This window comes from Streptomyces hawaiiensis (genome assembly GCF_004803895.1).
Taxonomy (GTDB): domain Bacteria; phylum Actinomycetota; class Actinomycetes; order Streptomycetales; family Streptomycetaceae; genus Streptomyces; species Streptomyces hawaiiensis.
Genome location: NZ_CP021978.1, coordinates 2,270,604 through 2,288,638 on the forward strand (window position 1 = coordinate 2,270,604; position 18,035 = coordinate 2,288,638).

General features: G+C 72.6%; 21 protein-coding genes and 1 pseudogene. 8 read left to right on the forward strand and 14 right to left on the reverse strand.

What is annotated here, in order from left to right; translation table 11 throughout:
* Window positions 1-8: 8 nt before the first annotated feature.
* Both CEB94_RS10500 and CEB94_RS10505 read right to left on the reverse strand, forming a co-directional pair.
* Complete coding sequence (locus CEB94_RS10500; RefSeq protein WP_010039591.1) at window positions 9-191, reverse strand: hypothetical protein; 183 nt, start codon at window positions 189-191, stop codon at window positions 9-11.
* Between the two features lie 276 nt (window positions 192-467).
* Window positions 468-1,832, reverse strand: coding sequence for an amidohydrolase (locus tag CEB94_RS10505; RefSeq protein WP_175431935.1), 1,365 nt, complete (start codon window positions 1,830-1,832; stop codon window positions 468-470).
* A 134-nt stretch (window positions 1,833-1,966) separates the two neighbouring features.
* On the opposite strand from CEB94_RS10505, the gene CEB94_RS10510 reads away from it, so the two are divergent.
* On the forward strand, window positions 1,967-2,914 hold the full coding sequence (locus CEB94_RS10510; RefSeq protein WP_175431936.1) for an endonuclease/exonuclease/phosphatase family protein: 948 nt from the start codon (window positions 1,967-1,969) through the stop codon (window positions 2,912-2,914).
* A 104-nt stretch (window positions 2,915-3,018) separates the two neighbouring features.
* Here the strand turns inward: CEB94_RS10510 and CEB94_RS10515 are convergent, their stop codons facing one another.
* Complete coding sequence (locus tag CEB94_RS10515) at window positions 3,019-4,911, reverse strand: FUSC family protein (protein ID WP_175431937.1); 1,893 nt, start codon at window positions 4,909-4,911, stop codon at window positions 3,019-3,021.
* A 272-nt stretch (window positions 4,912-5,183) separates the two neighbouring features.
* Here CEB94_RS10515 and CEB94_RS10520 point away from each other — a divergent pair, with 272 nt between their 5' ends.
* Window positions 5,184-6,122, forward strand: a complete 939-nt coding sequence (locus CEB94_RS10520) for an expansin EXLX1 family cellulose-binding protein (protein WP_175431938.1) — start codon at window positions 5,184-5,186, stop codon at window positions 6,120-6,122.
* Here CEB94_RS10520 and CEB94_RS10525 read toward each other — a convergent pair.
* Window positions 6,109-6,888: a nucleotidyltransferase domain-containing protein gene (locus tag CEB94_RS10525; protein ID WP_175431939.1), complete on the reverse strand. Its 780-nt coding sequence runs from the start codon at window positions 6,886-6,888 to the stop codon at window positions 6,109-6,111. The two genes, CEB94_RS10520 and CEB94_RS10525, sit on opposite strands and share 14 nt — an antisense overlap.
* A 146-nt stretch (window positions 6,889-7,034) precedes the next feature.
* On the opposite strand from CEB94_RS10525, the gene CEB94_RS10530 reads away from it, so the two are divergent.
* The 3 genes from CEB94_RS10530 to CEB94_RS40795 are packed head-to-tail and all read left to right on the forward strand — an operon-like array spanning window position 7,035 to window position 7,850.
* Entirely contained in the window at window positions 7,035-7,448 is a 414-nt protein-coding gene (locus tag CEB94_RS10530) for a RidA family protein (RefSeq protein WP_175431940.1), read from the forward strand.
* A gap of 13 nt (window positions 7,449-7,461) precedes the next feature.
* A complete protein-coding gene (locus CEB94_RS40790) occupies window positions 7,462-7,674 on the forward strand; it encodes a hypothetical protein (protein WP_246111764.1) in 213 nt (70 codons plus the stop codon).
* Window positions 7,671-7,850: a hypothetical protein gene (locus CEB94_RS40795; protein ID WP_246111765.1), complete on the forward strand. Its 180-nt coding sequence runs from the start codon at window positions 7,671-7,673 to the stop codon at window positions 7,848-7,850. The genes CEB94_RS40790 and CEB94_RS40795 overlap by 4 nt, the downstream gene beginning before the upstream one ends.
* 1 nt (window position 7,851) lies before the next feature.
* On the opposite strand, the gene CEB94_RS10540 is transcribed toward CEB94_RS40795, so the two are convergent.
* Both CEB94_RS10540 and CEB94_RS10545 read right to left on the reverse strand, forming a co-directional pair.
* Entirely contained in the window at window positions 7,852-8,574 is a 723-nt protein-coding gene (locus tag CEB94_RS10540) for an aspartate/glutamate racemase family protein (protein WP_175431941.1), read from the reverse strand.
* Window positions 8,575-8,579: 5 nt separating this feature from the next.
* Window positions 8,580-10,031, reverse strand: a complete 1,452-nt coding sequence (locus CEB94_RS10545) for an NCS1 family nucleobase:cation symporter-1 (protein ID WP_175431942.1) — start codon at window positions 10,029-10,031, stop codon at window positions 8,580-8,582.
* Window positions 10,032-10,206: 175 nt separating this feature from the next.
* Between CEB94_RS10545 and CEB94_RS10550 the strand changes: the two genes are divergently transcribed.
* Window positions 10,207-10,860 (forward strand): GntR family transcriptional regulator, encoded by a 654-nt coding sequence (locus CEB94_RS10550; RefSeq protein ID WP_246111766.1) that lies wholly within the window; start codon window positions 10,207-10,209, stop codon window positions 10,858-10,860.
* 62 nt (window positions 10,861-10,922) lie between these two features.
* Here CEB94_RS10550 and CEB94_RS10555 read toward each other — a convergent pair whose 3' ends face one another.
* From CEB94_RS10555 to CEB94_RS10565, 3 genes are all read right to left on the reverse strand, one after another.
* Window positions 10,923-11,627: a uracil-DNA glycosylase gene (locus CEB94_RS10555; RefSeq protein WP_175431944.1), complete on the reverse strand. Its 705-nt coding sequence runs from the start codon at window positions 11,625-11,627 to the stop codon at window positions 10,923-10,925.
* Window positions 11,628-11,712: 85 nt separating this feature from the next.
* A complete protein-coding gene (locus tag CEB94_RS10560; RefSeq protein WP_175436959.1) occupies window positions 11,713-13,014 on the reverse strand; it encodes an MFS transporter in 1,302 nt (433 codons plus the stop codon).
* A gap of 8 nt (window positions 13,015-13,022) precedes the next feature.
* The gene (locus CEB94_RS10565) at window positions 13,023-13,700 is read right to left on the reverse strand and encodes a winged helix-turn-helix domain-containing protein (RefSeq protein ID WP_175431945.1); all 678 of its coding nucleotides are present in this window, start codon (window positions 13,698-13,700) and stop codon (window positions 13,023-13,025) included.
* A 123-nt stretch (window positions 13,701-13,823) separates the two neighbouring features.
* On the opposite strand from CEB94_RS10565, the gene CEB94_RS10570 reads away from it, so the two are divergent.
* Window positions 13,824-14,408: an RNA-binding S4 domain-containing protein gene (locus CEB94_RS10570; protein WP_175431946.1), complete on the forward strand. Its 585-nt coding sequence runs from the start codon at window positions 13,824-13,826 to the stop codon at window positions 14,406-14,408.
* Window positions 14,409-14,515: 107 nt separating this feature from the next.
* Here CEB94_RS10570 and CEB94_RS10575 read toward each other — a convergent pair whose 3' ends face one another.
* From CEB94_RS10575 to CEB94_RS10590, 4 genes and pseudogenes are all read right to left on the reverse strand, one after another.
* Entirely contained in the window at window positions 14,516-14,983 is a 468-nt protein-coding gene (locus CEB94_RS10575) for a DoxX family protein (protein ID WP_175431947.1), read from the reverse strand.
* Between the two features lie 116 nt (window positions 14,984-15,099).
* Window positions 15,100-16,140, reverse strand: coding sequence for a protein kinase family protein (locus CEB94_RS10580; protein ID WP_175431948.1), 1,041 nt, complete (start codon window positions 16,138-16,140; stop codon window positions 15,100-15,102).
* Between the two features lie 19 nt (window positions 16,141-16,159).
* Window positions 16,160-16,840: a class I SAM-dependent methyltransferase gene (locus tag CEB94_RS10585; protein ID WP_175431949.1), complete on the reverse strand. Its 681-nt coding sequence runs from the start codon at window positions 16,838-16,840 to the stop codon at window positions 16,160-16,162.
* A gap of 116 nt (window positions 16,841-16,956) precedes the next feature.
* Window positions 16,957-17,106, reverse strand: a pseudogene (locus tag CEB94_RS10590) (acyltransferase domain-containing protein); the annotation flags it as partial.
* Between the two features lie 265 nt (window positions 17,107-17,371).
* Here CEB94_RS10590 and CEB94_RS10595 point away from each other — a divergent pair.
* Window positions 17,372-17,635, forward strand: a complete 264-nt coding sequence (locus CEB94_RS10595; RefSeq protein WP_175431950.1) for a DUF6343 family protein — start codon at window positions 17,372-17,374, stop codon at window positions 17,633-17,635.
* Window positions 17,636-17,654: 19 nt separating this feature from the next.
* Here CEB94_RS10595 and CEB94_RS10600 read toward each other — a convergent pair whose 3' ends face one another.
* Complete coding sequence (locus tag CEB94_RS10600) at window positions 17,655-18,035, reverse strand: tetratricopeptide repeat protein (RefSeq protein ID WP_175431951.1); 381 nt, start codon at window positions 18,033-18,035, stop codon at window positions 17,655-17,657.

The window sequence follows — 18,035 nt, forward strand, 5'->3', positions numbered from 1 at the left end:
GGCACACGTCAGGCCGTGGCGTCGGCCACGTCCCCGCTGCGCACGATCACCAGGAACATGTCCGTGGCGAGGTCCATCACAACCTCGGCAGGCAGGCCCTCGCTGCGCCGCGCCTGCGCGAACTCCTCCGCAGGCCAGGAGCCACGCGGCCCACCGGCGGGAAAGCGCTCGAGCACCGTTCGCCCGTTCACCCTGCACCTCCATGTAGCGCTGTACTCGTAGAGTTAAACGCCAACCATGGGGTGAACGGCTCGCGAAGTGACGGTACTGAGACGTAGTTGACACGTGTTCACCGCCTAGTGTGACCAACCTCTCAGCCTCTTGGCGCATGTGCTCACTTTACGTATCTGTCGCCGCACTCGTCGTGATACCGGATGCGCTCACTTCCCGCAGGCGCCCCAAAGGCCCACGCGCGCCCCTGGGCTCCTCCCACTCCCTCCTGCCGGCTGGAACGTCTTCGCGTGCCGTCAGGTGTCGTACCGCTGGACGCGCCGGCCGTGGCTGCGGTCGACGAGCGCGGGCAGCCGCTCTTCCAGCTCCCGTACCACCGCCGGGACGTCGATCGTCAGCAGTTCCCGGTCACGCATCAGGATCCGCCCGTCGACGATCGTGGTGCGGACGTCGGCGGAGCGTGCGCTGTGCACGAGGGTGGCGGCGAGGTCGTGGACGGGCTGGGTGTGCGGCCCGCTGAGGTCGACCAGGACGATGTCGGCCCGCCGGCCGGGGGCGATGCTGCCGGCGCTGTCCCCGAGGCCCACGGCACGGGCGCTCTGCAGGGTGGCGTGGTGCAGGGCCTGGCGGGAGGTGAGCCGGCGGGGGTCGCCCTCGGCCGACTTCTGGACCAGCGCGGTGAGGGCCATGGACTCCCACACGTCGAGGGAGTTGTTGGAGGCGGCGCCGTCGGTGGCGAGTCCGACGTCGACGCCGATGTCGCGCAGGGCGCGGACGGGTGTGGTGTCGGGCCAGGCGAACTTGAGGTAGCCGCGGGGCGCGGTGGCGACGGCCTTACGACCGTCCGCCCGCTCCAGCAGGGGAAGGTCACTGTCGACGATGCCGGTGCCGTGGGCGAGGAGCAGGTCCGTGTGGAGGATGCCGGTGCGTTCCAGGACCTCGATCGGGGTCGCGCCGTGGCGGGCCAGACTGGCCTCGGTCTGGTCGCGGTTCTCGGCGGCGTGCAGGTGCACGGGCAGGCCGTGTGTGCGGGCGAGCTCGCCGGTGGCGGCGAGGTCGGTGTCGTCGACCGTGTAGGGGGCGTGGGGCGCGAGCGCGGTGGTGATCCGGCCGCCTGCCGCTCCTCGGTGCCGCAGCGCGAACTCCAGTGACCGCTCCCGGCCTTCGGGGCCCTGCGAGGAGAAGAACGCCTCGCCCAGCAGCGCCCGCATGCCGCAGTCCGCGACCACGCGGGCCACCGCGTCCATGGCGAAGTAGTGGTCGGCGAAGCAGGTGACGCCCGCGCGGATCATCTCGGCGCAGGCGAGCCGCGCGCCCAACTCGACGTCCCGCGCCGTGAGGTTGGACTCGACCGGCCAGACGACGTCGTTGAACCACTCCTCGGTGGGGAGGTCCTCGGCGAGGCCGCGCAGCGAGACCATCGGCGCGTGGGTGTGACAGTTGATCAGGCCGGGCAGGGCGACCTGGCCGGGGGCGTCGATCCGCTCGGCGGCGGACAGGTGCGCGGCCTCGGCGGTGGTCGTGACCGCCTCGACGACGCCGTTCCGTACGACGATCGCGGCGTCCTGCGCGAACCCGATCCGCTCTTGATCGTCGTGCACGAGGACGGTACATGCGCTGATGATGAGGTCGGCGGGACTGTCCGCGGCAGAAGGCGTCATCACGCCAACGTACGACGGCGTCGTAGGGCGGCATGAGCCGAACCGCGCATCCCGTCACGGCTCTGTCGCGGGGCGGGCCGGGCGCGCACCCTGGCCCCACCACCCCGTCTGTCGGCTTCTGAAAGGAGCCCGGCATGCTCCTCGGCACCTGGAATCTGGAGAACCTCTACCGGCCCGGCGGCCCGTACGGCCCGAAGGACGAGGGCGCCTACGAGGCGAAGCTCGCCGCGCTCGCCGCCGTGATCACGGAACTCGATCCGACCCTGCTCGGCGTGCAGGAGGTCGGAGACCCCGAGGCACTGAAGGACCTGGCCGGGATGCTCGACGAGGACTGGCATGTCGCCCTGTCAGAGCACGCGGACAGCCGGGGCATACGGGTCGGGTTCCTGAGCCGTATGCCCCTGACGGTCGTGGCGGACACAACGGCGTTCCCGGCGAAGCTGCACCCCGTGCAGGCGGACGACTCGGGGCTGACGGTGACGCGGGCGGGGCGGGGCCTGCTGGCCGTGGAGGCCGGGGACGGGCCGCTGCGGGTGGCCGTCTGCCACCTGAAGTCGAAGCTGCTGTCGTATCCGAACGGCCGGTTCCAGCCGCGCGACGAGGGCGAACGGGCCCGTTACGGCGCCTATGCCCTGTACCGGCGGGCCGCCGAGGCGACGGCGCTGCGCGCACTCGCGGACGAGTTGCTGGCCGGTGACGGGCGGGCGCGGGACGTCGCCGTGCTGGGTGACCTGAACGACGAGGTGCGGGCGGCGACCACGCAGATCCTGCTCGGCCCGCCCGGCTCGGAGATCGGCACACCGGGCTACGACCGGGCCGACGGGGGCGACGCGACGCGGCTGTGGGACGTGGCCCCGCTCATCCCGCCCGGGCAGCGCTGGTCCCGGGTGAACTCCGGGCGGCGCGAGCTGATCGACCACGTGCTGCTGAGCCACCGGCTGGTGCACCGGGCGACGGCGGCGGGCACGGGCCTGCCCGGCGAGGGCCCGCCCGGCCTGCCGTCGGTCGGCCCGGATCCGGCGGAGCGCCGCGGCGAGCCCGGGTCGGACCACGCTCCGGTGTGGGTACGGATCGGCGGCTGAGCACGCGGCCGGTGCCCGGGGCCTGCTGGGATCAGGGGCGCGGAGGCGGCGACCCGGCGGCGATGCCGACGCGAGACGGCGACCCGGCGACAGTGCCGGACGCGCTATCCGGCGAGGGGTGTCCCAGGCGGCCGTAGTCCCATCCGCTCTCCGCGCCCGGCGAGTTCGGTGAGGACGGATGCGAGGCGTTCCCTGTGGCGAGGGCCGATCCGACCCGTGTCGTCGAGGTGCACGGCGCAGGCGGTCGTGGTGTCGACGAGGCGTTCGAGGAGGTGGGCCACCTCGTCCGCGCCCTCCGTGTGCCGAGCCAGGGCGGGCAGTTCGTGCGCGGAGAGGGAGATGGCCGAGCGGGCCTCGGCCAGGGTGCGGTAGGCCTCGCGGCGCAGGGTCCAGCGGGTGGCGCGGTGGTCGGACGGAGTGCCCGAGGTCCCGATGCGCGGCGCTTCGGCCTCGGCGAGCACGTGCGTGAGGTAGGCGTACGCGGCCTCGCTCGCCGCCGTGAGCCGGGCGCGCACTCCCCCGCCGCGCTGGCCGGGCATCGGCAGGTGCCCGACGATCAGCACGATCGCGCAGGCCAGCAGCGTCTCGCCGATCCGTCCGGCGGAGGCCTGGGGCTCGCCGCCGACCATGACGAGCGCGAGGACCAGGACGGTGGCGACGGCGGTCTGGGCCGCGAAGTGCCGGGTGGCGACGGGTATGAGCGCTCCGCTGAGGGCGACGAGCGCGATGAGCCCTTCCGGGCGGGGCAGGACGGCTGCGAGCGCCGCGAAGAGCAGCGCCCCGAAGACGGTTCCGGCGGCCCGGTTCAGCACGCGCGAGGCCAGCGGCCCCAGGTCGGGCTTGACCAGGAACACGGCGGTGGCGGGCAGCCAGTACCAGTGCTCGTGCTGCCCGTACCACTGCGACCGGTGCAGGGCCTGGGCGACCGCCGAGCTTGCCCCGAAGCAGAGGGCGACGCGGAGCCCGTACTCGCGTCCGGCACTGCCGAAGGCGGCCCGCAGCCGGTCCCCGGCGCTGCGGGGCCGGGTGTGCAGATCGCCGCCCCCGCCCTGGTCGAACACCTCGGCGGCCTGCAGGAGGGCGTCGTCCAGGGCACGCAGGGCGGGCGCCGAACGGGACGGTGCGGGCAGCGGCCCGGTGTGGGAGTTGCCGCGTACGGCGGCGGCCAGCCGCCGGGGGCCTGCGGAGGCCCGCTCGGCGACGGTCTCCTCGGCCCAGGCTAGGGCGGTGGCGGCCTCGGCGAGGGGCAGGGCCGCGGCGTACTGCGCGTGCAGCCGCCGCTCGGTGGAGGAGGCGGCGTACCTCCGCAGGCGGGGTCCGGCGAGGGCGTCCTGGGCGTGGTCGAGGGCGGCGGTCAGGGCGGCCCGGCGGCGGATGGCGTCCGGCCCGCCGACGGCGTCGAGCAGTTCGGCGACGGCCTCGTACACACCGGCCACGGCCTCGCGCTCCCCGTCGAACCGGAAGTCACCGGCGAGGGAGCCGGGCGTGGGCAGGGCGAGCCGCAGCACGAGCAGCCACCCCGCCCCGGCGAGATAGGCGAGCGCCCGTTCCCATCCCGGCTCCGGCAGGGGCATCCCGGCGCCGATCGCCGCGCCGACGAGCAGCTGCGTCCCGACGGCGGACGCGACGGGCCCGACGGCGCTCATCCCCCCGGCGACCAGCCCGACGGCCGTGAGCACCACGGTCAGCACCACCGCCCCGGTCTCCTGCCCGGTGTACGTCCCGACGACGAGCCCCAGCGCACCGCCCAGGGCGGGCACTCCGATGCGCTTGACCGAGACGCGCCGGCTCCCGGGCCGGTCGTTGATCCCGGCGAGCATGGCGGCGACGGCGGCGACGACGCCGAGGGAGGTGAGACCGGTCTGCACGGCCACGAGCAGCAGGGGCCCGGCGGACAGGGCCCCTCGCGTCACCGCGCTCCAGGGCACGGGCCCCCGCTGAGCACGCAGGGCGTGCGCGAGCCAGGGCGGAAGATGCGGGGCGATGCGGCGGGACACGGGGCTCCTGTCGTCTCGACGAGGGCAGGGGTGAGCCTTCGGGCGACGGCGGCCGGGGCGGGGTGTGGCTGCCCACGGTAGGCGGGGTTCCTGGAGGTTAGGTTTCCGGAACGTGTCGGACGGGTCGAAAGCGGCGTTCTTTATGTACGTAATCAAGAACCGGCAGGTACGTGATCAAGAACCGGCCCCGGCAACCTTTCCGGGCCCGGCGGCCACTGTGAGTCGTGAGCGCGCGTTCTCCTGAACCACGCAAGGACTCGAAGGACTCATCCGTGGCATCCGCATCCCACCGCCGTCCCCTCCGCAAGCGGCGCACGGCCCTCTTCTGGGCCGTCGCCGTGGCAGCCGTGGGACTCCTCGTGTCCCTCGTGATCGCCCTGCGCCCCGGCGGCGAACCGGACACGGTACGGACGGCGGCCGGGGCGGCCACCAGCACCCGGCCGAGCGCCACGCCGACGACCCGCAAGCCCACACCGGCACCGCAGCCCTCCGCCTCCCCGACTGCGACGCCCACCCCGGCCACCACGCCGGCGCGGCCCTCGCCCACGCCCACCCGGTCGTCCGCGCCGCGCCCGGCGTCCGGCGCCGCGCCCCTGGCAGGACGGATCAAGCCCGGAACCACCTACAACGGCGTCGCCACCCACTACGACGCAAAGGACGGTGACGGCGCCTGCCTGTACGGTCCGAGCCCCGACCTCATGGTCGCGGCGATGAACCACGCCGACTACGAGACGTCCCGGGCGTGCGGGGCGTACGTCCTGGTCCGCGCCGCGAGCGGCGCCACTGTCACCGTCCGGATCACCAACGAGTGCCCGCTGCCCTGCGCCCCCGGCCAGCTCGACCTGAGCAAGGAGGCCTTCGCGAAGCTCGCCGGACTCTCCGCGGGCCGGATACCGATCACGTGGAGCCTGCTGAGCCCGGGCACGTCCGAGACGGTCTCGATCCGCTATAAGACCGGCTCCAGCCGCCACTGGTGCGGCATCCAGGCGCTCGGCCACCGCAACCCGCTGGCCCGGCTGGAGGTCAGGACCGGCAGCGGCTGGAGCCGGTTGACCCGCACCGAGTACAACTACTTCCTCTCCCCCGACGGCACCGGCTGCGGCGGCTCGCTCAGGCTCACCGACATCTACGGCGAACAGCTCACCCTCGACGGCATCGCAATCCGCCCGGACACCGTCCAGCCGGCCCGCGCGCAGTTCACCCGGCGGTGACGGCTCTCACGGCCCGCTCGAGGAGCGTCTCCGTGTCGGTGACGGCCTGGGTGAGCGCGGCCGGGCCGTCCGTGAGATCGCGTACGACCGCGTCCACCTCCCGCAACCCCGCCCGTGCCACCAGCCCCTTGTCGTTGGTGACCCACTCCCCGCGCGCCGCCAGCACCGCGTGTGCCGTCTGCGTCGTAGCGAGGGCGATCGCGCCGGCGACCTGGGTGACGGCGTCCTTCGGGGCGTGGCCGGCCTTGGCGTAGGCGAGGGTGGCCGCGGCCATGCCGTGCCAGTGGGCCGGGGCGCTTGCGCGCAGTGCCGGCGGATAGGCGCCCGGGCGCGGCAGGTCGCCCCGCAGCACCTTGTTGACGGCGAGTTCGGCGACGAGCAGGTAGGTCGGGATGCCCGCCAGGTGGAACATGAGGGGTTCGACGCGGAAGCGGCCCTGCTCCGCCTCGGCCAGCTCGTGTTCGACGACGGCCAGATCGCGGTAGTGGACGTCCACCGTCCTGCCCTCGATCGTCAGCCAGGCGCCTCCGTTGAAGACGCCGCCGCCCCAGGCGCCGATCTCGCAGACCTCGCCCTCCCAGCCGACCGCGCGGAGATCGGCCGGGTCGAAGCCGCCGCGGTAGTAGACCGCCAGGTCCCAGTCGCTGTCGGGCCGTTCGGTGCCCTGGGCCCGTGAGCCGCCGAGGGCGACGGCCTCGACGGCGGGCAGGGCGGCGAGGCGGTCGGCGGTGGTGGCGAGGAAGGCGTGGTCCGGGAGGGTGGGCACGGCGGGCTCCTGGGCAGGCGGGGGGTCCGGGGAAGCGTAGAGGGACGGCCTGGTCGCCGGAAACCGAAATACGGGTGCGTGCGCGTGCCGTGGTGCCCATGATCGGTGGGTTGTCCTGTCGCCACCCACAGATCGGAGACCCTCACGTGATCCGCCGCGTCACCGTCCCGAGCCTCTTCCCGCCGCCCGCCTACTCCCACGTGTCCGTGGTCGAGGCCGGCACGCGGCTGGCGTTCCTCGCCGGGTCCGTACCGCTGGGCCCCGACGGCGCACTCGTCGGGCCCGGGGATCCGGTGCGGCAGGCGGAGCAGGTCATCGGCAATCTGCGGGAGCAACTGGCCGCCGTCGGGAGCGACCTGGCGCATGTCGTGGCGACCGAGGTGTACGTGGTGAGCGGTGAACCGGCCGTGCTGTCCGCCGTCTGGAGTGTGGTCGAGGCGTCCGGCCTCAGTACGGGCCCGCACTCGTCGACGCTGATCGGCGTGGCGTGTCTCGGGTACACGGGACAGCTGGTGGAGATTACGGCGACAGCCGTCGTACCCGAGGGGTCGTCCGCCTGAGGAGAGTCCCCTGTTGATCGAGCACCGCGGGCTGCGTCCCGTCGTTCCCGAGTCCGCGTACGTCGCGCCGACGGCCGTCCTGTGCGGGGCCGTCGTCCTGGGTGAGCGCAGCCGGGTGCTGCACGGGGCCGTGCTCACCGCGGAGGACGGGGAGGTACGGGTCGGTTCCGACGTCGTCGTCATGGAGAACGCGCTGGTGCGGGGGCGGTCCGCGCATCCGCCGTGATCGGTGACGCGGTGCTCGTCGGCCCGCACGAACTCTGGCAGATCCAGGAGGCGCTGGACTTCCCCGGCACGGTGTACGGCATCCCGCGCGGCACCTCCATGCGGGAGGTCATGGCCCTGCAGGCGGGGTTCTACGGGGCCCACCGCGACGACGTCACCCTCGACGGCCCGGCCTGAGCTACCGCCCTGCGGGCCTCCCCCACGTCCTCCGTTTCGGCAGCGGCTCGGCATAGCTCCCCACCCGGCTCGTCGTCAGCCCCAGCGCCACCAACGACTCCGCCAGTTTGACCGCCGCGCCGACCCCGTCCACGACCGGCAGGCCCAGCTTCTCCCCGACGACCCGTTGCAGCCCCGTCATGCCGGCGCAGCCCAGGACGAGCACCTCCGCCCCGGCCGCGCAGGCCCGTTCGGCGGCGGCCAGGAACGCCGCCTCGGTCCGCTCGTCGTCGCCGAGGTCGAGCACGTTCAGGCCCGTTCCGACGATCGCCGCGCAGTTCCGCGCCACGCCCGCCGTCGCCAGGCTGTCCTCGATCTGGCCGCACGAGCGCTCCAGCGTGGTCACGACGCCGTAGCGGCGGCCCAGCAGGCAGGCGAGGTGTGCCGCGGCCTCGGTGATGTCGACGACCGGCACACCCACCAGCTCCCGTACGCCCTCCCGCCCGTGCTCCCCGAATCCGGCCATGACCACGGCGTCGTAGGGCGGTCCGTCGTAGGTCCGCAGGGTGTCCAGGACGGCCGCGGCGGACAGGTAGCTGTCGAGCCAGCCCTCCGCGGACTCGGGCCCCCAGGTGGGGGTCAGTCCGGTCACGGTGGTGCCCGGGCCTGCGGCGGCCCGGGCACCTCGCACGATCTCCTCGGTCATCTCCTGCGTGGTGTTGCAGTTGGTGACGACGATCCGCACGTCTCTCAGACCTCCGCGGTGGCGCGCTCGGGACGGCACAGGGCCGCGTACAGACCGGCGGCGAGCGCCGTGCCGATGAACCAGGAGTACGGGGCCACGTCGCTGAAGGTCTTCACCAGCGCGAGCACCGCCGCGACACCGGCCGCCGGCAGGAACGCCCACAGCGCCTTGGGATTGAAGCCCCTGCGGTAGTGGTAGCGGGCGCCGGGAGAGGCGTCGAACAGCTCGTCCACGTTCACGCGGCCGCGCTTGACCCAGTAGTAGTCGACCATGATCACGCCGAACAGCGGGCCGAGGAAGGCGCCGAGGCCGCCGAGGAAGTAGTTCACGACGGTCGGGTTGGAGAAGAGGTTCCACGGGGTGACGAGCAACGCGGCGACCGTGCTGATCATGCCGCCGACCTTGAAGGTGATCTTCTGCGGCCACACGTTGGCCAGGTCGTACGCCGGTGAGACGAAGTTGGCGACGATGTTGACGCCCATGGTGGCGATGGCGAAGGTCAGCGCGCCCACCACCAGCACCCAGGTGTTGCCGATCTCGGCGACGAGATAGGCCGGGTCGGTGATCTCCTTGCCGAAGACCTCGAAGGCGCCCGCGGTGACGATGACCGACACGATCACGAAGGCCGTGGAGTTGACGGGCAGGCCCCAGAAGTTGCCGCGCCTGACCGACTTGTAGTCGGGGGCGAAGCGGGAGAAGTCGCAGAAGTTGAGCATCAGCGTGCCGTACGTGGCGAGGACCAGGCCGATCGCGCCGAACCACTGGCGCCACTGCTCGCCGACGGAGACCGGGTGCGGCGTCGAGGTGAGCGAGATCGTCCAGCCGGCCTTGGCGAGGATCCACACGGCCAGTGCGATCATCACGAGCCAGATCGCCGGGCCGCAGAAGTCCTGGAACTTGCGGACCGATTCCATGCCCCGGCTGATGATCGCCGCCTGGACCAGCCACAGGGCGATGAAGGAGACCCAGCCGAGCGCGTCCAGGCCCAGGAAGGAGTTGTGCGTCCACGACTCCAGGCCCGGCCAGGCCGCCAGCAGCATCACGTTGACGGCGACGGAGGCGAGGTAGGTCTGGATGCCGTACCACATGATGGCGATCACGGCCCTGATCAGCGCCGGGATGTTGGCGCCCCAGATGCCGAACGCGATCCGGCTGACCACCGGGAAGGGCACGCCGTGGCGCTGGCCGATCTTCCCCATCCAGTTCATACCGATGTAGATGATCACGAATCCGACGAGCAGGGACGTGAAGATCTGCCAGACGTTCATGCCCAGGAAGAGCAGCCCGGCGGCGAAGGTGTAGTTGCCGAGGTTGTGGACGTCGGACATCCACATGGCGAAGAGGTCGAAGACCTTCCAGTTGCGCTTCTTGGCGGGCGCGAGGTCTTCGTTGGTGAGCCGGGGGTCTGGGACGAACGCTGGAGTGCCGGTGGTCGCGGCACGGTCGGCGAGGGACACGGGGGCCTCCAGAGCAAGGGGACGACGGAGGACTGCTCAGCAGGACCGCGAACGGCCACCCTGCGAGGTGTTTGGTATACCAAACTGCGTCATGGTCCCCCGTCAACCGTTCCGACCGATGTCGCTCTCGTTAACGCCGCGTAAAAGACACCTCGCGTCGACGAGGATGGGCTGCATGACGAAGATCGAACCTCTCGGAGCGGTACGCGAACGCGTCACGGCCGAGCTGCGCCAGGAGATCATCGCGGGCAGCCTCCGTCCCGGGGACCGCCTGGTCGAGCGCGAACTGGCGGAGCGTTTCGGTGTCTCGCGCGTGCCGGTCCGGGAGGCGATCCGGGCGCTGGTGGCCGAGGGCTTCGTCCACTTCGAGACACCCCGTCGCACGGTAGTACGCCGCCTCACCCCGACCGACGTCAAGGAACTGTTCGAACTGCGAGAAGCCCTGGAGGTCTACGCCGCCGGACTCGCCGCGTCCCGCGCGACACCGGAGGACCTGGCCGAGGTCCGGGAGCTCATCGACCGCGCGGCCGCCGCCACCGAGGCCGCGGACGCCGAGGTGATCACCGACGTCAACAGTCGTCTGCACGACCGCATCGTGGCGATGGCCGGCAACAGCCTGCTGACCGAGGCCCTGGAACCGGTGGCCGGCCGGCTGCGCTGGATGACCCGGCGCAACGAGGAGTGGCCCCAGCTCCTCGTGGAGCACCGCGAGCTGTACGAGGCCATCGCCTCGGGCGACCCGGACCGGGCCCGCGCGCACGCGCTGACGCACGTGCGGACCAACTACCGCTCCACGGTCCGCCACCTGTTCGGCGAGGAGGCTCCCTAGAGGCCGTGTCCGCGAAGTCCCGCCTGCCCTACGGGCGAACGACGGGACTTCGCGGACACGGCCTAGCCGTCGGCGGTGGGCAGTCCCGCCGCCCGTCCGGCCGTCCGTAGGACGTCGCGCAGCATGGTGGGGGTGAGCCGGCCCGTGAAGGTGTTGCGCTGGCTGACGTGGAAGCAGCCGAAGAGCTCCAGGCCGTCGAGGTGGAACCGGGCGCCGTGGGAGAAGGCGGGGCGCGGCCGGGGCACGGGCCAGCCGGCCTCGGCGAACGCCGGCAGCGCGGCCTGCCACCCGAAGGCGCCGAGTACGACCACGGCCCGCAGCGTCGGGCGCAGCAGCCGCAGTTCCTGCACGAGCCAGGGGCGGCAGGTGTCCCGCTCCTCCGGGGTGGGCTTGTTGGCGGGCGGGGCGCAGTGCACGGGCGAGGTGACGCGCACGCCGTACAGCTCCAGACCGTCATGGGCGTGCACGGCGGTGGGCTGGGAGGCGAGGCCGACGTCGTACAGCGCCTCGAAGAGGACGTCCCCGGAGCGGTCGCCCGTGAACATCCGGCCGGTGCGGTTGCCGCCGTGGGCGGCGGGGGCGAGTCCCACGATCAGCAGCCGGGCATCCGCCGGCCCGAAACCCGACACCGGCCGGCCCCAGTACGTCCAGTCCGCGAAGGCCGCCCGCTTGGCACCGGCCACCTCCTCGCGCCAGGCGACCAGCCGCGGGCAGGCCCGGCAGTCGGCGATGCGCCGGTCGAGGAGGGGAAGGCCGCTGGCATCCATCACTCCACCGTAGGCGCAGGCGGGGTCGCGCTCGTCACGGGGGCGAGATCCGCGCGGACCTGTCCGGGCCCGCTCTCCGCCGGGCTCAGACGCCGGTGACGCGCACGGCCCGTGCGTCGCTCCGGCGCAGCCAGAGCAGGGCCCCCGCCAGCAGTACGGCGCCCGTCAGCAGCCAGGGCAGGGGGCCCGGGCGCAACACCCCGACGGCCAGGCCGGTGAGCGCGCCGACCAGTTGCTGGGCGAGGGACTGGACGGACAGGGCGGTGGCGCGGCCCGGGCCGGCGACCCGGCGGTGCAGCAGCTCGTTCTCGTTCGGGGCCGCCGCGCCGAGACCGAGGTAGACCAGTCCGAAGCCGACGGCCGCGAGGGTCGTGGCCGCGGGGTGGACGGAGGACGCGGTGGCCCCGAGCAGCAGCAGGCCGCCCGCTCCGGCCGCGAGAGCGACCAGCACGGCTCGTTCGCCGCTGCCCGCGAGCCGGGCGGTGAGCGGCGCGAAGTGGCTGCCGACACCGGAGCAGACGAAGCCCGCGCAGGACAGTGCGGCGTAGACCATCGCTCCGGAGCCGGTCGCGCCGGTCAGTGCGGTGGTACGGCCCGGTACGAGCAGTTCGATGGCCGCCAGGGCGCTTCCGGCGGCCGCGGCGCAGAGCAGGATCCTGCGGACCATCGCGTCCCGTCCGCCCAGCCGCAGCCCGTCCAGCACCGTGACGGGGACGCCGCGCAGCACCGAACGCAGGGTCGCCGGCGGTCGCGGGGGCTCCCGCAGTGCGGTCAGCACGTAGGCGACGAAGGCGATTCTCAGCGCGGCTCCCAGCAACAGGGGAACGGACAGGGGCAGCACCGCCCCGTCCGTCGCCTCGCTCAGCCGGGCACCCAGGTCGGGTCCCAGGCCGAGCAGCCAGGGCAGGGCACCGCCGAGCAGCATGCCGGCCGCGAGCGCGGCGGAGGTCGCGGAGCCGCCCCGGGCCAGGCCTGAGCGCAGTTCGGTGTCCGGGCCGGAACACGCCTGGACGGTGTCGACGTACCAGGCCTCGGCGGTACCGCTTGCCAGGGCCCGGGCCGCACCCATGAGCACCATGCCGGCGGTGAGCGGCCAGGCGGTGGTGCCGAGGCCGACCAGCGCTAAGGCGACCACGTTGAGTGCGCCGGCCGCGGCCAGGACCGGCCGGCGCCCGAGGACGTCGGAGAGCCCTCCCGTGGGCAGCTCCAGCACGGCCACGGTCAGTGAGTGCGCGGCGAACAGCCCCGCGACCGCGGCGAGGGACATGCCGCGCTCGCTGAACAGCAGGACCATCGTGGCCATGCCCAGACCCGGCGGCAGCCAGAGGAGCGCACAGACGGTGACGTACCGGCGCCGAGCGGTCCGTTCCCCGGACGGCTCGGTCATGAGCCGCGTCACGGGGCGTTTCCGCTGTCGGGGTTCTCGGGGTGGGAACCCTTGAGGTCTTCGGGGTCGATGTCGGCGTGTTCGGCGTCGACGTCGGCGTGTTCGTGCGCGGCGAGCGGCAGTCCGGCGGCGAGGAACACGACCTGTGCGGCGCGTGGGTCGTCCGCGTCCCGGGCGGTCAGCTCCGCCAGCTTCCCGGCGACGGTGTCGAGGAGTTCGGTGAGCGACTCGGCCGTCAGCCGGGGCAGGAGGTCGCTGATCCCGGACGCCTCCACCCACTCCTGGCCGAGCCGTCCGGCGGCCATGTCCGCCTCGTGCCGGGCGAGGGATCTCTCCAGGTGCTCGATCTGCCGCCGCCGCGCCAGGCTGACGAAGGCCCGGCCCGCGGCGGTGGACTCCATCGTCTCGTTGCTCCAGGACGTGAGGGTATGGAGTGCCCGCCAGCGCCGCTCCCGGCCGTCGCGGTGCTCGGCCTCGGCGATGAACGCGTACTTCGCCAGCACCCGCAGGTGATAGCTGGCCGACGCCGACGACTCCCCCGTCCGCGCTGCCAGCTCACTCGCCGTGGCGGGCCCGTCCTGCCGCAGCAGCCCGAGCAGTTGGATCCGCAGGGGGTGGGTGAGCGCCTTCAGGGCGGCGGTGTCGTGCTCGGGATCGAGTACGCGCTTGTGCTCGTCACTGTCCATGCCGCGAGATTAGGCAGCCGGACCCACTCGGCAAAAGAGTTTTTGCAAAACTTGTTTGGCAGAGTTGCCTCGGGGGGCGATATTCCGCCCGGCAGCACGACGCGGAGGACTAAGGTCGGGGACATGGCTTCTCAAGGTGCGCAGTACGACAGGGCGGACGGGACCGACGCAACGGCGCCCGAGTCCCCCGAGCCGGTCGGCACCTCCGCGGGAGACGACACCAAGCCCGTGGACCCGAAGGTCGCCGCGGCGATCGCCGCGGCCGAGGCCGCGGGCCCGCAGGGCGGTACGACCGTCCGCGTCGACAGCTGGATCTGGGCCGTACGCCTCGTCAAAACCCGTTCCATGGGAGCCACCGCCTGCCGGGGCGGCCACGTGCGGGTCAACGGCGAGCGTGTGAAGCCCGCACACGGCGTCCGCGTCGGTGACGAAGTACGTCTCCGGCACGAGGGCCGCGAGCGGGTCGTCGTCGTCACGCGGCTGATCCGCAAGCGGGTCGGGGCCCCTGTCGCCACCCAGTGCTACGTCGACAACTCCCCGCCTCCCCCGCCCCGCGAGGCCGTCGCCCCCGCCGGCATCCGCGATCGCGGCGCGGGCCGCCCGACGAAGCGCGACCGCCGTGAACTGGAACGCCTCCGCGGCCTGGGCGGCCCCGGCCCGGCCCCCGGTCCTGGTGCCGGCCCCGACTTCGGTGAACCGAAGCCCTGAACCGAAGCCCTGAGCCGGAGCCCTGAGCCGGAGCGGCACGCCGGCGCCCGCGCCCGGAACGGGCCTCTCGGCCCTCCCGGAAGCGGCCGGAGTCGCACCCGACACGGTCAGGCCTGTCGCTTCAGCAGTCGCACCAGGTCGGCGTTGTGACTCCGCCTCGCCCAGGCGATCAGGGCGAGCGGCACGATCAGGATGAGCGGCGTCGCCGCGTACTGCCCGTCGAAGACGGTGACCTGGACGACGAACGCGCCCACCATCAGCGCGCCCAGCGCCATCGCCGCCACCGACTGGAGCACCGGGATCAACAGGGCGGCCCCTCCTGCCAGTTCGAGCACACCGATGGTGTACATCCCGGCACTGCCCCAGCCCAGCTCATCGAAGGACTCGACGGCCGACGCGTGCGCGATGAGCTTGGGCAGGGCGCTCGCGATCACGTAGAAGAGGGCCAGCAGGACCTGGAGACCGCGCAGCGCTATCCGGGCCCGCCGCCCGCGAGCGGTCGCGGACTCGGCGACGACGACACCGGCCGGGGCGGAGGCGGTGGGCGCGGTGGTGGGAGCGGTGGTCTCTGACATGGAGGTCTCCTGGGGCAAGTGGTCCGTGATGCTGTCGTTGGGGTAGACCGGCTCATGGCGCCGAACTCATCGCGCCCCAGGCGATTTCCGCACGATTCGTTCGCCGCCGCCGTCCCTCAGGGGCTGAGCTGCCGGAGTCTCTCCGCCGGATACGAGGTCTTCCTGCTCTCCCTCTGGAGGGTGCGGTAGAAGTTCGTCATCACTGCCGCGACCGGCGCGTGCCGAGTGAGGATCTTCGTGATCCCGGGTGGTGTCCCGGTGGGCCGCCGGCCTTGGGCCAACGCCCGTATCCGTGCCTCTCGCGCGTCCCCGTCGTCCGCGTACAGGGCGGTGACCAGCCAGTTCACCAGCCAGCTGGCCGTGTAGCAGCGGTCGTAGGCGCTGTGCCGGTGGAAGAAGTCGGCCTCGGCGCGCGTCAGGTCGAAACGGTCGGACAGGGCGAGGCCGTAGTCGGCGAAGTACAGGCGCCGGCCGTCGGTCAGGATGTTCTCGAAGTGAGCGTCGAAGTGGAGCAGCCCACGGCTGTTCATGAAGGCTGTGCCGGCCGCCAGCTCCTCCTCCACCAGGGAGCACGCCCGGTCGAGAGCCTCGCCACCGGCTCGCGCCTGGTCGGTGAGCCACGTGTGCAGAGTGTGGGGGATGTACTCCAGGAACAGCGCGACGCCGGCCGAGGACTGGTGCAGCGCCTCGACGCGCCGGCGTACCTCCACGCTGCCGTCCCAGTAGGCCACCATCCGCTCCACGTCCGCGAGTTCCTCCGACAACGTGGGCGCCTCGCCCGGCAGCACCCGCCAGTGGTACATCAGGGGGAAGCCTTGATGCTGCCCGGAGAGCACCCAGTTCGTGGTCATGGTGTGGACGGCGACCTCCCGCCACGTCCCGAACCCGGGCCCGCCGATGCCGTACTGGCAGATGGCCGGCAGCCCGAACAGGTTGGCCGTGGACCGCAGGTGTTCCGGCCGCCGCTCCAGGTCCGTCAGGGGCACCTGTTTCACGAAGACCGGTGTTCCGGCCACGTCCAGCCGGGCCGACTTCCCTCCGATGCCGGTGCCCAGCGGTACGGCGGTGTCCAGCAGTGCGCGCAGTTCGGCGTCCCCGCACAACGCGAGGTGTGTCGAGACAGAGTCGTAGGCGGTCAGACGTCCTCGCCCGGTCATTCCCACCCCCTCGCCCCGGCTAGTCCCTCGGCACCGTCCTCACCCACACACGGTCAGGCGTCAGATACCGGTCCACCGTCAGACCCGCCTCCTCCAGCGCCTCCTCGAACTGCTCCCTGGTCAGGGGGCGCGCCCGGAACGTCTGGGTCCAGACCGCGTCCGGGAACTCGTACTCCGCCCGCACCGAGTTGACCCCGGCGCCGACCGGCTCCGACGACGCGATCCGCACGGTGAAGCCGCTGGGGTCCTCGCGCTCGCGCGGCACGTCGTCGTGGTAGTCCTCGCCCTCCCGCTGGATCAGTACGCAGCCGGTCTCCGAGACATGGCGTGCGCAGGTGCGCAGTATGCCGCGCCGCACCTCGACGTCTCCCGCGTGCACGAGGAACGACGCGAGCAGCACCACGTCGAACCTCTCGCCCAGGTCCAGCTCCTCGATCGGGCGGCATATCGTCCGCGCGCCGCGCACGCGCTCCAGCATCGGGGCGGACTCGTCCACCGCCGTGACCGTGAAGCCGCGCTCCAGCAGGGCGTGGGTCATGCGTCCGACTCCGCTGCCGAGCTCCAGGATGCGCGCGCCCTCGGGGGCCGCGGCGGCGATGACATCCGGTTCGTCCCCGACGGGCAGCCGTGAGTAGAGCTCCACCGCGCAGCCGTCCGGGGTGATGGTCCCCGGCCCCGTCCCCTCGTACCCCTCACGCATTTTCATCTCCATGTCCGTCCAACGGGCCACATCCGCACGCCCGTTCCCGTGACAGCCTTCTTCACCCGACCGAGTGAACGGGGCAGCGAGCGCCAGGAGTTGAGGACCATGGATGGCTACAGCGGAAACCAGCCGTGCCCGATGTGCCAGTGACGGCCCGCCCGCAGAGGGTCCGCCAGCGCCCGCTCCACCGACGTGCGCCTCGGCAGACCGGCCACCGGCAGGTCCGGGACTTCGAAGACGAAGCGGACGGGCTTCGGCGACGCGCGAGCATCGAGCGGCACCTCCACCCCGAACTCTCCGATGTCCCGTACCAGCTCCTCGACGCACTCCGCCAGGAGTCTCACGGCCTCGGCGTCCGCGACGAGGTCCGTCGCAGGGCGACCAGGTCGTTGATGTCTGCGGCACCGCCAGGTCGAGCAGGAGCTCGGGCCGTGTGCCGGCGTCCGGCAGCATGCGCGGCTCCCCCTGTCGACCTTGGTGAACACACGCCACGAAGAGTACGTTGCAAGCAGGAGTGGTGATCGAAGGATGCGTACAGGCAATGAACCGCGGACCGCGCGCAGTGCCCTGCGGGCGCGCTTCTGGCTGAGTGTGTGGGGGCTGGTCTGGGCGCTCGTCGGGACGGTGGCGTTCGCGCTCGCCGGGCGGACCGGGTGGGCCATCGCCTGCGGTGTGCTGCTGCTGATCGTCACGATCGACCTGGCCGTCGTCCTGCGGCGCATCCGTCAGGGTCCGCACTACCAGCCGGGCCCCGGCATCCCGCCCTACCGGCCGCCGGACCGACGCCCCTGAAGCAGACGGGCGCGGCCGCTCACGAGTCGAAGCGCGCCGCCTTCACGAACTCCGGATTCGGGTCGAGCGCGGCCGCCAGCCGGAAGTGGCGCTTCGCCTGGTCGGGGCGGCCCTGGCGCTCATAGGTACGGGCGAGCGCGAAGTGCGCGAAGGCGTTGTCCGGCTCCCGCTCCAGGACGATCTGGAACTCGAGTTCCGCCGGCCTCAGCTGCGCCGCCGCGAAGAAGGCACGCGCCCGCAGCAGCCGCGCCGCGGTGTTCTCCGGGTGCGTGGCGATGACCCCGTCGAGCAGCTTCACCGCGCCCCGCGGGTCCCGCGCCGCGAGCAGTTGCTCGGCGGCACGGAAGTCGATGACATGCGTCTCCGGGCTGGGTCCGGTCGAACCGCTGGTCTCGGGCAC

Coding starts and splice junctions, on each gene's coding strand:
- CEB94_RS10505 (WP_175431935.1), bottom strand. CDS start 1,832: ATGACGCCTTCTGCCGCGGACAGTCCCGCCGACCTCATCATCAGCGCA.
- CEB94_RS10510 (WP_175431936.1), top strand. CDS start 1,967: ATGCTCCTCGGCACCTGGAATCTGGAGAACCTCTACCGGCCCGGCGGC.
- CEB94_RS10550 (WP_246111766.1), top strand. CDS start 10,207: ATGACGAAGATCGAACCTCTCGGAGCGGTACGCGAACGCGTCACGGCC.
- CEB94_RS10555 (WP_175431944.1), bottom strand. CDS start 11,627: ATGGATGCCAGCGGCCTTCCCCTCCTCGACCGGCGCATCGCCGACTGC.
- CEB94_RS10560 (WP_175436959.1), bottom strand. CDS start 13,014: ATGACCGAGCCGTCCGGGGAACGGACCGCTCGGCGCCGGTACGTCACC.
- CEB94_RS10565 (WP_175431945.1), bottom strand. CDS start 13,700: ATGGACAGTGACGAGCACAAGCGCGTACTCGATCCCGAGCACGACACC.
- CEB94_RS10570 (WP_175431946.1), top strand. CDS start 13,824: ATGGCTTCTCAAGGTGCGCAGTACGACAGGGCGGACGGGACCGACGCA.
- CEB94_RS10575 (WP_175431947.1), bottom strand. CDS start 14,983: ATGTCAGAGACCACCGCTCCCACCACCGCGCCCACCGCCTCCGCCCCG.
- CEB94_RS10580 (WP_175431948.1), bottom strand. CDS start 16,140: ATGACCGGGCGAGGACGTCTGACCGCCTACGACTCTGTCTCGACACAC.
- CEB94_RS10585 (WP_175431949.1), bottom strand. CDS start 16,840: ATGCGTGAGGGGTACGAGGGGACGGGGCCGGGGACCATCACCCCGGAC.
- CEB94_RS10595 (WP_175431950.1), top strand. CDS start 17,372: ATGCGTACAGGCAATGAACCGCGGACCGCGCGCAGTGCCCTGCGGGCG.